Source organism: Stenotrophomonas sp. 82F1 (assembly GCF_056861525.1).
In genome coordinates this window covers 96,969-108,006 of record NZ_JBSPUD010000008.1, presented here as the reverse complement: position 1 = coordinate 108,006, position 11,038 = coordinate 96,969, and the positions used below count along the sequence as shown (strand labels likewise).

General features: G+C 68.4%; 11 protein-coding genes. 6 read left to right on the top strand and 5 right to left on the bottom strand.

Annotation, left to right across the window (positions count from 1 at the left end):
• Window positions 1–149: 149 nt before the first annotated feature.
• On the bottom strand, window positions 150–1,280 hold the full coding sequence (gene carA / locus AC13GI_RS10800; protein ID WP_482996266.1) for a glutamine-hydrolyzing carbamoyl-phosphate synthase small subunit: 1,131 nt from the start codon (window positions 1,278–1,280) through the stop codon (window positions 150–152).
• Window positions 1,281–1,614: 334 nt separating this feature from the next.
• Window positions 1,615–2,343 (bottom strand): 4-hydroxy-tetrahydrodipicolinate reductase, encoded by a 729-nt coding sequence (gene dapB, locus AC13GI_RS10795; RefSeq protein ID WP_482996265.1) that lies wholly within the window; start codon window positions 2,341–2,343, stop codon window positions 1,615–1,617.
• A gap of 159 nt (window positions 2,344–2,502) precedes the next feature.
• Here dapB and AC13GI_RS10790 point away from each other — a divergent pair, with 159 nt between their 5' ends.
• Window positions 2,503–2,898 carry a MerR family transcriptional regulator gene (locus tag AC13GI_RS10790; RefSeq protein WP_099818759.1) on the top strand — a complete coding sequence of 132 codons (396 nt, stop codon included), beginning with the start codon at window positions 2,503–2,505 and terminating at the stop codon, window positions 2,896–2,898.
• Window positions 2,899–2,952: 54 nt separating this feature from the next.
• Complete coding sequence (locus AC13GI_RS10785; protein ID WP_099818347.1) at window positions 2,953–3,534, top strand: NAD(P)H-dependent oxidoreductase; 582 nt, start codon at window positions 2,953–2,955, stop codon at window positions 3,532–3,534.
• Between the two features lie 181 nt (window positions 3,535–3,715).
• Here the strand turns inward: AC13GI_RS10785 and AC13GI_RS10780 are convergent, their stop codons facing one another.
• The 3 genes from AC13GI_RS10780 to AC13GI_RS10770 are packed head-to-tail and all read right to left on the bottom strand — an operon-like array spanning window position 3,716 to window position 6,083.
• Window positions 3,716–3,970, bottom strand: coding sequence for a DUF6587 family protein (locus AC13GI_RS10780; protein WP_099818346.1), 255 nt, complete (start codon window positions 3,968–3,970; stop codon window positions 3,716–3,718).
• Complete coding sequence (feoB, locus tag AC13GI_RS10775) at window positions 3,970–5,832, bottom strand: ferrous iron transport protein B (RefSeq protein WP_099818345.1); 1,863 nt, start codon at window positions 5,830–5,832, stop codon at window positions 3,970–3,972. The genes AC13GI_RS10780 and feoB overlap by 1 nt, the downstream gene beginning before the upstream one ends.
• A complete protein-coding gene (locus AC13GI_RS10770) occupies window positions 5,829–6,083 on the bottom strand; it encodes a FeoA family protein (protein ID WP_089240906.1) in 255 nt (84 codons plus the stop codon). Before AC13GI_RS10770 ends, feoB begins: the two co-directional genes overlap by 4 nt.
• A gap of 119 nt (window positions 6,084–6,202) precedes the next feature.
• On the opposite strand from AC13GI_RS10770, the gene AC13GI_RS10765 reads away from it, so the two are divergent.
• The 4 genes from AC13GI_RS10765 to AC13GI_RS10750 all read left to right on the top strand — a co-directional run bounded on the left by AC13GI_RS10765 (window position 6,203) and on the right by AC13GI_RS10750 (window position 11,012).
• Window positions 6,203–6,991, top strand: a complete 789-nt coding sequence (locus tag AC13GI_RS10765) for an enoyl-CoA hydratase-related protein (protein WP_099818343.1) — start codon at window positions 6,203–6,205, stop codon at window positions 6,989–6,991.
• Window position 6,992: 1 nt separating this feature from the next.
• The gene (locus tag AC13GI_RS10760) at window positions 6,993–7,379 is read left to right on the top strand and encodes a VOC family protein (RefSeq protein WP_482996264.1); all 387 of its coding nucleotides are present in this window, start codon (window positions 6,993–6,995) and stop codon (window positions 7,377–7,379) included.
• 169 nt (window positions 7,380–7,548) lie between these two features.
• The gene (locus tag AC13GI_RS10755; RefSeq protein WP_380655419.1) at window positions 7,549–8,442 is read left to right on the top strand and encodes a hydroxymethylglutaryl-CoA lyase; all 894 of its coding nucleotides are present in this window, start codon (window positions 7,549–7,551) and stop codon (window positions 8,440–8,442) included.
• The gene (locus AC13GI_RS10750; protein ID WP_482996263.1) at window positions 8,439–11,012 is read left to right on the top strand and encodes a sensor domain-containing protein; all 2,574 of its coding nucleotides are present in this window, start codon (window positions 8,439–8,441) and stop codon (window positions 11,010–11,012) included. The genes AC13GI_RS10755 and AC13GI_RS10750 overlap by 4 nt, the downstream gene beginning before the upstream one ends.
• The last annotated feature ends 26 nt before the right edge of the window (window positions 11,013–11,038 follow it).

Sequence of the window (11,038 nt, the reverse complement as noted above, 5' to 3'; positions counted from 1 at the left end):
TTTCTTCTCTAAGTCAGTACAGCGTGACAAGGGGGGTGATCGCACGCTGTCGATCAGGAATCTTGATCCGCAGCGCCGCGCCAGGGGCAGCCGCGATGCGGAGGCTTACGGTCCATCGCGACGCCACCGGCGAACCGGCGGCGTACTGATCAAGCCTTGGCCTGGTCCATCAGCGCCACGAAACGGTCGAACAACGGACCGACGTCGGTCGGGCCCGGCGACGCTTCCGGGTGGCCCTGGAACGAGAAGGCCGGCACGTCGGTGCGGGCGATGCCCTGGTTGGTGCCGTCGAACAGCGAACGGTGGGTCACCCGCAGGGTGGCCGGCAGGGTCGCTTCATCCACTGCGAAACCGTGGTTCTGCGAAGTGATCATCACCCGGCCGCTGTCCAGGTCCTGCACCGGATGGTTCGCACCATGGTGGCCATGGCCCATCTTGATCGTCTTCGCGCCCGAAGCCAGGCCCAGCAGCTGATGGCCCAGGCAGATGCCGAAGGTCGGGATCTTCACGTCGATGAAGGTCTTGATCGCGGCGATCGCGTAATCGCACGGCTCCGGGTCACCCGGGCCGTTGGACAGGAACACGCCGTCCGGCTTCAGCGCCAGCACTTCCGCGGCCGGGGTCTGCGCCGGCACCACGGTGACCTCGCAGCCGCGCTCGGCCAGCATGCGCAGGATGTTGGTCTTCACGCCGAAGTCGTAGGCCACGACCTTGTACTTGGCCGGCACGCTGACGAAGGCATTGGCGTCCAGGTCCAGCTGGCCCTCGGTCCAGACGTAGGACTTGTCGGTGGTGACGACCTTGGCCAGATCCATGCCCTTCAGGCCGGGGAACTTGCGGGCCGCTTCCAGTGCCTTTTCCACATCGATGCCGTCGCCGGCCATCAGCGCGCCGTTCTGGGCGCCCTTCTCGCGCAGGATGCGGGTCAGCTTGCGGGTGTCGATACCGGCGATGGCGACCACGCCACGCTGGATCAGCCAGTCCTGCAGCGACACCTGGCTGCGCCAGCTGCTCGGGCGGCGCGGCACATCGCGCACGATCAGGCCGGCCGACCACACCTTGGACGCTTCATTGTCCTGGTCGGTCATGCCGGTGTTGCCAATGTGCGGATAGGTCAGCGTGACCATCTGCCGGGCGTAGGACGGATCGGTCAACACTTCCTGGTAGCCGGTCATGGCGGTGTTGAACACCACCTCACCGACGGACAGGCCGGGCGCGCCTACGGATTCGCCCTCGAATACGGTGCCGTCTTCGAGGACGAGGATTGCGGCTTGGGTCACGGAATTCTCACTTTGGCTACCGAGGGGGTGCCGAAGTCACGCCTGCGCTTCACGGAAATCCGGTTGCAAAAAAGCGCGGACGTACGGTCTGGGACCGGTCCGGCTTTCGTGATTCGGCGAGTGCGAATTGTAGCGGTGCCGGGGCGCGCGCGCCAGCGGTTATCGCCATTCATGAACAGGCGATTGCGCATTCATTTCAATCCGGGGGCGTATGCAGGCCGCAGGGCGGGCCGCTGCCATCCCACCTGCCCGGCTCCGGTAGGCGCCAACCTTGGTTGGCGCGTTCAGCAACGGCTGCCAACCAAGGTTGGCATCTACCATCGACCCGGGTCCGTTACCCGGGTCCGTCCAGCAGGTCCCGCACCCGGTAGCTGCCCGCCGCCCGGCCCTGCAGCTGGCGCGCGGCAAACAGCGCCCCGCGGGCGAAGATGTCGCGGTTGGTGGCCCGGTGCACCAGCTCGATGCGCTCGCCCAGGCCGGTGAACTGCACCAGGTGCTCACCGACGATGTCACCGGCGCGCAGGCTGGCGTACTGCGGCTCAGCCCCGCCGCGCTGCGCCGCAGCGCCCAGGGTCAGCGCCGTGCCCGAGGGAGCGTCCTTCTTCTGCGTATGGTGCGATTCAACGATGTCGCAGTTCCAGCCGGCCAGCGCCTGCGCCGCACGCTCCACCAGCTCGTCCAGTACCGCCACGCCCAGGCTGAAGTTCGACGCCCACACCAGCGGGATCTTCACCGCCGCCGCCTCCAGCGCCTGGCGCTGCGCAGTGGAAATGCCGGTGGTGCCCGACACCAGGCCTGCGCCGCGCTCCACGCACAGTGCCAGCAGTGCATCGAAGCCCTCCGGCAGGCTGAAATCGATCGCCACGTCGAACACCGGCGCCCCCGGCACCTCGCTCGCAGCAAAGAACGGCACACCATCGATCACCCGCTGGGCCGGCGCGCGGCCGGTCACCGCAGCGACGATCTGCAGGGAATCAGGGTGTTCGGCGGCCAGCCGCAACAGGGCCTGGCCCATGCGCCCGGAGGCGCCGTGAATAAGCAATCGCAGGGGAGTCTGGTTCATGCACGCAGGCTAGCGGCAGCACGCATGGTCCGGCAAGCGCTGTCGCTGCTACGCTGCGTGCCCCTACAAGCGCTGGCCCGCACCTCATGCACCTTTGCGAACCGCCCTGCATTCGCGCTGACGCCATCATGCCGCCTGCGCGAATGCAGGGCTGAAACGGTGCGCATTTCCGAGGTCGCGCGCCGCACCGGCGCCAGCGCCAAGGCGATCCGCCTGTACGAGGCACGCGGACTGCTGCCGCCAGTGCCGCGCCTGAACCGCTATCGCGATTACAGCGAACAGGATGTGGCGTGGGTGCAGCTGATCCGGCAGGCGCTGGGGCTGGGCATCGGACTGGCCGCCATCACCCGCCTGCAGCGCAGCGACGGCCAGCTCGACTGGCCGGCAGTGCTGGTCCTGCTGGAGCGCCAGCGCGCTGCGATTGCTTCCGAGCGCGAGCGGCTTGCCCGCATCGAGGTCGAACTGCAGCAGGTGGCGGACGAGCTGCGGCAATGGCTGCAGCAGGGCGATGGTCTTTGCGTTCTGGCTGCCGCTGGCTGCCCCGCCGGTGGTTGACTCTGCCCCTGGGGCATAGCGCACGGTCGCGGTTTTCCAGCTTCCGAGACTGCCGTGCCCCGCTCCATCCTGATCCTGCTTGGCCATCCCGACCGCGACAGCCTGTGCGGCGCCCTCGCCCAGCGATACGCAACCGCCGCCAGCAACGCCGGCCACCGCGTGCGCTTGATCGCCCTGGGCGACCTTCAGTTCGACCCGGCACTTCGCCACGGCTATCGCCAGATCCAGCCGTTGGAAGCCGACCTGCAGGATGCCGCCGACGCGATCCAGGCCTGCGATCATCTTGTGCTGGTCTACCCGACCTGGTGGGGCGCGATGCCTGCGCTGCTGAAAGGCTTCTTCGACCGCGTGCTGCTGCCAGGCTTCGCCTTCCGCTACCGGCGCGATTCGGTGTGGTGGGACCGGCTGCTGGCTGGACGCAGCGCGCGGGTCATCACTACCCTGGACACGCCGCCCTGGTACTACCGGTGGATCTACCGCGACCCGGGCATTACCCAGATCCGCAGCACCATCCTGGAATTCTGCGGCATCCGCCCGGTGCGGGTCAGCCGCCTGGGCGCCGTGCGCAGCAGCACGCCGCAACAGCGCGAACGCTGGCTGGCTCAAGCGGCCGAGCTGGGTGCGCAGGCGCGTTGACGCGTCGCGGCGAACGGCCCGCCTCGCCCGGCCCGCAACGTAGATCCACGCCATGCGTGGATGATCAATTCCGACGCCGCTGGAGGGCGGCGCAGGAGATGAGTAGATCCACGCCATGCGTGGATGAGGATCAAGGGCGTGCGAACCAAGCTTCGCACCCGCCAAAGCAGGAAAGGCAGCCTCAGTGCTGCTTCGGCGGCGTCGGCCCGCAACTGTCACAGCCGCCGCATGCGCCGCCACCGCCAGTGGCCGGCGGCGCGATCTTCCGGCCCAACGCCTGCAGCCAAACCGCACGGCCCGGCTTCAGCAGCGCCAGTGCCAGCGCGCCACGCAGTTTGCGCACGGTACCGGGCGCCTGCTTCTTCAGCACCACCCAGGCGCTGACCAGCACGGCCACCGCGATGATCAGGTACTGGATCAGCAGGCCGGCGTCCATCAGCCGCCCCCCAGCGCCACGGTCACCTGGTAGGTGATCAGGGCAGCCACGTACGCCGCGGCGAACAGGTAGAACGCCGCAAAGCCCATCTGCTTCCACGAGTTGGTCTCGCGCTTGATGGTGGCCAGCGTCGAGATGCACATCGGCGCGTAGATGAACCACACCAGCAGGGCCAGACCGGTGGCCAGCGACCAGCCATCAGCCACCACCGGCGACAGCGCGGAGATCGCCGCATCGTCATCGGCAGCCGACAGCGCGTACACCGTCGCCAGCGAGGACACCGCTACTTCGCGCGCGGCGAGGCCCGGAATCAGCGCGATGCAGATCTGCCAGTTGAAGCCCAGCGGCGCGAAGATCGCGGTCATCGCGTGGCCGATCTGGCCGGCATAGCTGTAGTCGATGGCCGGCATCGTCGCGTCGGCGGGCGCGCCCGGGAACGACAGCAGGAACCACAACAGGATGGTCAGCGCCAGGATGATGCCGCCGACGCGCTTGAGGAAGATCATGCCGCGCTCGTACAGGCCGACGGCGAGGTCGCGCGGATGCGGAATGCGGTACGACGGCAGCTCCAGCATCAGCGGGTGCTCGCTCTTGTCGCGGCGCCACTTCTTCATCACCCATGACATCACCAGCGCGCTGAGGATGCCGGCCACGTACAGGCCGAACAGCACCAGGCCCTGCTGGTTGAAAATGCCGATCCTGCCGGCCGGAATGAACGCGCCGATCAACAGCGCATACACCGGCAGGCGCGCCGAGCAGGTCATCAGCGGTGCCACCAGGATCGTGGCCAGGCGGTCACGCGGGTCCTGGATGCTGCGGGTGGCCATGATGCCCGGCACCGCACAGGCGAAGCTGGACAGCAAAGGAATGAACGAGCGCCCCGACAAACCCGCCGCCGCCATCATGCGGTCCAGCAGGAACGCAGCGCGCGGCAGGTAACCGGACTCCTCCAGTGCCAGGATGAAGGCAAACAGGATCAGGATCTGCGGCAGGAACACCACCACGCCCCCCAGGCCGGCGATGATGCCGTCGGTCAGCAGACTGGTCAGCGGCCCAGCCGGCAGCACGCTGGCGGCCAGCTCACCCAGCCAGGCAAAGCCGGCTTCGATGCCATCCATCAGCGGCGTCGCCCAGGCGAACACCGCCTGGAAGATCAGGAACATCACCACGACCAGGGTGATCAAACCGAACACCGGATGCAGCAGCCAGCGGTCCAGCGTGTCGTCGATCTTCGCGGTCCGCGCCGGCATGCGCACGGCGGCGGCCAGGATCGCGCGTACCTGCGCGTGGTAATCCACGTCCTTTTCAACACCGGCCAGCGGCGCATCCAGGTGCGGCACCATCGTGTCCAGGCGTTCCACCAGCGCACGCGCGCCCTGCTTGCGCACCGCCACGGTTTCCACCACCGGCACACCGATCTCGCGCTCCAGCGCGGCAACGTCGATCTGGATACCGCGACGCTGCGCGGCATCAACCATGTTCAGCGCGATGATCATCGGCCGGCCCAGCTCGCGCAGTTCCAGCGCGAAACGCAGGTGCAGGCGCAGGTTGGTGGCGTCGATCACGCACAACAGGACGTCCGGCGCGGCCTCACCCGGGTAGAAGCCCCGGCACAGGTCGCGGGTGATCGCCTCGTCCAGGCTGGCCGGATGCAGGCTGTAGGCGCCCGGCAGGTCGAGCACGGCGAATTCGCGGCCGGACGGCGCACGCAGGCGGCCCTCCTTGCGCTCGACGGTGACGCCGGTGTAGTTGGCGACCTTCTGCCGGCTGCCGGTCAGCTGGTTGAACAGAGCGGTCTTGCCGCTGTTGGGGTTGCCGACCAGCGCGATGCGCAGCGGTGCGGCGGTTGCGGTGGCACTCATGCGCGTCGCTCCTGGCTGGCCGGGTCGATGACCACGCGCCGGGCCTCACTGATACGCAGCGCGAAACGGGTGAACCCGACCTGCACCAGCAGCGGCTCGCCGCCGACCGGACCCCGCGCCACCAGGCGCACTTCCTCACCCTTGACGAAGCCCAGCTCGCGCAGGCGCCGGGCGATGGCATCGTTGGCATGCAGGTCCTGCACGGAATCGACCACGGCCGAGGTGTGCAGGGGCAGTTCGGACAGCGTCATCTAGCGTGTTCTCTGCTGGATGTAAATGGTTCTCGATTCTAACATTCCCGCGTCGCGTCATGGCCCATGACCAATGGCCCGCTATGATCCATACAGGTATGGAGCAACCCCGGAATCCCATGAACGATGCTTTGCAGATCGAGCGCAATGGCGCTGTCCTGACCCTCTGGCTGAACCGGCCGGAGCTGCACAACGCCTTCGATGCCGGCCTGATCGCCCGGCTGACCGCCGCCCTGGAAGCAGCCGGCCGCGATGACACGGTGCGCACGGTGGTGGTGGCAGGCCACGGCGCCTCCTTCTCCGCCGGTGCCGACATGCAGTGGATGCGCGGCATGGCCACGGCCAGCGAGGCGGACAACCGCGAGGACGCCCTGGCGTTGGCGCGGCTGATGCGCACCCTGGACGAGCTGCCCAAGCCGACCCTGGCCCGTGTCCACGGCGCCGCCTTCGGTGGGGGTGTCGGCCTGGTGGCCTGCTGCGATATCGCCATTGCCACCAGCGCTGCCCGCTTCGGCCTGACCGAAAGCCGTCTGGGCCTGTTGCCGGCAGTGATCTCGCCCTATGTGATCGAGGCCATCGGCAGCCGCCAGGCCCGCCGCTGGTTCGCGACCGGCGAGCACTTCGACGCCGACACCGCCCTGCGTATCGGCCTGATCCACCACCTGGTGGAGCCCGAGCGCCTGGACGAAGCGGTGCAGCGGCAGCTGGCCCTGCTCGACAAGGCCGGGCCGATCGCCTCGGCCTCGGCCAAACTGCTGGTCCGGCAGGTGCGCGACGCCGATGATCGCGACAGCCTGGACCGTGACAATGCCGCCCTGATCGCCCGCCTGCGGGTGTCTGCCGAGGGCCAGGAAGGCCTGGGCGCCTTCCTCGACAAGCGCGCACCGCACTGGGTCACGGAGGCCTGACATGTTGGACCATATTGGTGTGAACACCGGCGATCTGCCGCGCAGCAAGGTCTTCTTCCTGCAGGCGCTGGCGCCGCTGCAGATCGGCCTGGTGATGGAGGTCAGTGCCGAACAGACCGGCGCCCACGACCACGTGGGTTTCGGCAAACACGGCAAACCGTTCTTCTGGCTGGGCAATGCGGCGCCCCTCAGCCAGGGGGTGCACGTGGCCTTCGTCTGCGGCGAACGGGCCCAGGTTGATGCATTCCACGCCGCCGCCCTGGCTGCAGGGGGCCGCGACAACGGCGCCCCCGGCCTGCGCCCGTGGTACCACCCGGACTATTACGCCGCCTTCGTGATCGATCCGGACGGCAACAACATCGAGGTGGTCTGCCACCTGCCCGGGTAGGCCCTCCGTCAAAACAGGCGCAGGCGTGGCCGCTCGTGCGACCCGCCTGCGTATCTCATCTGGCAGCCTGGCGAAGACCGGGCCGCCTCCGTTTCCCAGGAACCGCCGTGACCCCAGTCGATCCCATCCGCCCTGCCCGTCCCGTCCCGCCTGCCGCGGGGGTGCCGCGATGAGCGATTTCGTCCGCATCGTCGAGGTCGGCCCGCGCGATGGGCTGCAGAACGAAAAGCAGGCCGTGGCCACCGCCGACAAGATCGCCCTGATCGATCGCCTGTCGGCCACCGGCCTGCGCACCATCGAGGCGACCAGCTTCGTCAGCCCGCGCTGGGTGCCGCAGCTGGCCGACGCTGCCGAAGTCTATGCCGGCATCCAGCGCCACCCGGGCATCGACTATCCGGTGCTGGTGCCCAACGAACAGGGCTACGACCGCGCACGCGCCGTCGGCGTGCAGGAAGTCGCGGTGTTCACCGCTGCATCGGAAGCCTTCAACCGCACCAATACCAACGCCGGTATCGATGAATCGCTGGCCCGCTTCGAGCCGATCCTGCGCCGTGCAGCCGCCGACGGCGTGCGCGTGCGTGGCTACGTCTCCACCGTGCTCGGCTGCCCCTACCAGGGCGAGGTGCCGCTGGCCGACGTCGTGCGCGTCGCCCGTGCCCTGCAGCAGATGGGGTGTTACGAAATCTCGCTGGGCGACACCATCGGCGTGGGCACGCCGCGCAAGGCCCGCGCGATGCTGCAGGCGGTGGCTGCCGAGATCCCGATGAGCACATTGGCCGTGCACTTCCACGATACCTATGGCCAGGCCATCGCCAACATCGCCGCCTGCCTGGAAGAAGGCGTGCGCGTGGTCGACAGCGCCGTGTCCGGTGCCGGCGGCTGCCCGTACGCAAAGGGCGCCAGCGGCAACGTGGCCAGCGAGGACGTGGTGTACCTGCTGCAGGGCCTGGGCCTGGAGTGCGGCGTGGACCTGCCATCGCTGGCAGAGACCGGGCGTTGGCTGGCGGGGCTGCTCGGCCGCGCCACCGCCAGCCGCGTCGGGCAGGCGCTGGCGGCGACATGAACGACAGCGGCCCGCGCGACCGTCCGGCCATCGGCGATGCTCTCGCCGCAACCGACGACGCGCTGGCCGCTCTGGACGCGGCGCTGGCCGCATCGCCACCGCCTGCCCAGGCCAGGCTGCTGCGCCAGGCGCGGCAGGCCTTGGCCGATGCACAGCAGCGCGAACTGGATACCCAGGCCCGCTATGCCGCGTTGTTCGATGCGGTGCCCGACCCGGTCAGCATCCTCAGCGCCGAAGGCGTGGTGCTGGACGTCAACCGTGCCGGCATCATCGCCTACGATCGGCGGCGCGAAGACATCGTCGGCCAGCCCATCGAACTGCTCAACCCGGACCTGCCCAGCGACCATCTGCAACCGGTGTGGGAGGCGTTGAACCGCGGCGACACCTACGTCATCGAAGTGACCAACATGCGCGGCGACGGCAGTCGCTTTCCGGTCGAGGTGCATTCGGCCGGCTTCCAGGACCGTGGCCAGCCCTGCATCGTCGCCGTCGCCCGCGACCTGAGCGGGCGCTGGCGCGCCGAGTCGCGCTATCGCCTGTTGATGGAGTCGATCGACAAGGGCGTGATCCTGTTCGACCGTAATCTGCGCGTGCTGTCGGCCAACCCGGCCGCGCACCGCATCCTCGGCCTCACCGGTGGTGGCGTGGGCCTGAATTCGATGCTCGATCCCGAGGCGTGGATCATCGTCGACGAACATGGCCATCCGCTGACCCAGGCACAGTGGCCGACCAGCCGCTGCTTCCAGGCCGGGCGGATGATCCGCAGCACCATCATCGGCCTCTACCACCGCCCGCGCGGACGCATGCTGTGGCTGTCCACCACCAACGTACCGGTGTTCGGCAACGGCTGCGACCAGGCCAACCATGTCTATGCGATGTTCAGTGACATCACCGAACTGAAGCGCAACAACACCCTGTTCGCGCGCGCGCAGTCACTGGCCCACATCGGCGGCTGGGAGTGGGATCGCGGCCTGCAGCGCCTGTACCTCACCGATGAGGCGCGGCGCATCGTCGGCCAGCCGGCAGATATGGAAGACATGCCGGACCTGCTGGACTGCCTGCGCAGCGACGACCGCGCCGCCCTGCAGCAGGCGCTGGCCGACACCATCGAACACCGCAGCAGCTTCGGCCTGGAGCTGCAGGGCCAGCGCCGCGATGGCCACTCGTTCTGGATACGGATGATCGGCGAGGTCTCGGCCGGCGATGTCGATGCCGCGCGCATCACCGGCACCGTGCAGGACATCACCGAGCGCAAGCAGGCCGAGGAAACCCTGCGCGTGCAGGCCCGCACCGACCCGCTGACCGGGATCATGAACCGCGATGCGGTGCTGAGCGACCTCGGCGTGCGCATGGACAGCCCCAGCCACGACCGCGTGGCGGTGCTGTACATCGACCTGGACCGCTTCAAGGTGGTCAACGATCTGCTCGGCCACAACGCCGGTGATGAACTGCTGATCGAAGCGACCCGGCGCATCGCCACCGCGATCGGCACCGAAGGCCTGCTCGCCCGTTTCGGTGGCGACGAGTTCCTGGTGATCTGCGACCTGCGCGACCAGCCGGACCAGGCCGAACAGCTGGCCGAGCGCATCACTGCGGCCTTCTCTGCGCCGTTCCAGCTGGGCAGCGACGAGTTCCCGGTCACCGCCAGCATCGGCATCGCCCGTGCACCGCGTGATGGCGACCGGCCGCAGCAGCTGATCCAGAATGCCGACACCGCGATGTACGAGTGCAAGCGGCGCACCCGCAACGGCTGGCAGGTGTTTTCCCCGGAACTCGCACAGCGCCAGCATGACCGCCTGCAGATCGAAAGTCGGCTGCACAAGGCCCTCGATGGCGACGAGTTCCACCTGGTCTACCAGCCACAGGTCAACCTGCGCAGCGGCGCCACCATTGCCTGCGAGGCGTTGATGCGCTGGCACAACATCCAGCTGGGGCCGATGCGCCCGGACCTGTTCATCCGCCACGCCGAGCACACCGGCGACATCGTGCGCATCGGCCAATGGGCGCTGCGCGAAGCCTGCCGGCAGGTACGGCAATGGCAGGACGATGGGCTCGGCCTGGTACGGGTGGCCGTCAACGTGTCCTGGCGGCAGTTCGTCGGCGAGGATCTCGCGCGCTGGGTGCGGCAGGTGCTGGACGAGTTCGGCCTGCCCGGCAGCGTGCTGGAGCTGGAGTTCACCGAGCGGGTGCTGATCGAAGATGCGCCGGACACCCTACGAACTTTCGCCCGCCTGCGCGAGATGGGGGTGATGCTGACCATCGATGACTTCGGCGAAGGCTACAGCGCGCTGAACTACCTGCGCCGGCTGCCCATCCATGGGCTGAAACTGAGCCAGCTGTTCGTCGAGGGCATCCCCCGCAACCGCTCGGATGTGGCGGTCTGCGAGGCGGTCTGCGCGATTGCCCGCAGCCTCGGCCTGGGCGTGGTCGCCGAAGGTGTGGAAACCGAACCACAACGGCAATGCCTGCTCGACCTGGGGGTGACCGTCGGCCAGGGCTTCCTGTTCGCCCACGGACTGCCCGCCGCCGACTTCGAGCGTCGCCTGCGGCGCGCCCGCGAACTGGGCTGAGGCCCGCGGCGCAGTGCACAACGGCG

Excerpts from the sequence above, each read along its gene's own strand:
- AC13GI_RS10765 (WP_099818343.1), top strand. The coding sequence starts at position 6,203 with ATGAACGATGCTTTGCAGATCGAGCGCAATGGCGCTGTCCTGACCCTC.
- AC13GI_RS10755 (WP_380655419.1), top strand. The coding sequence starts at position 7,549 with ATGAGCGATTTCGTCCGCATCGTCGAGGTCGGCCCGCGCGATGGGCTG.
- AC13GI_RS10780 (WP_099818346.1), bottom strand. The coding sequence starts at position 3,970 with ATGGACGCCGGCCTGCTGATCCAGTACCTGATCATCGCGGTGGCCGTG.
- AC13GI_RS10750 (WP_482996263.1), top strand. The coding sequence starts at position 8,439 with ATGAACGACAGCGGCCCGCGCGACCGTCCGGCCATCGGCGATGCTCTC.
- AC13GI_RS10770 (WP_089240906.1), bottom strand. The coding sequence starts at position 6,083 with ATGACGCTGTCCGAACTGCCCCTGCACACCTCGGCCGTGGTCGATTCC.
- AC13GI_RS10760 (WP_482996264.1), top strand. The coding sequence starts at position 6,993 with ATGTTGGACCATATTGGTGTGAACACCGGCGATCTGCCGCGCAGCAAG.
- dapB (WP_482996265.1), bottom strand. The coding sequence starts at position 2,343 with ATGAACCAGACTCCCCTGCGATTGCTTATTCACGGCGCCTCCGGGCGC.
- feoB (WP_099818345.1), bottom strand. The coding sequence starts at position 5,832 with ATGAGTGCCACCGCAACCGCCGCACCGCTGCGCATCGCGCTGGTCGGC.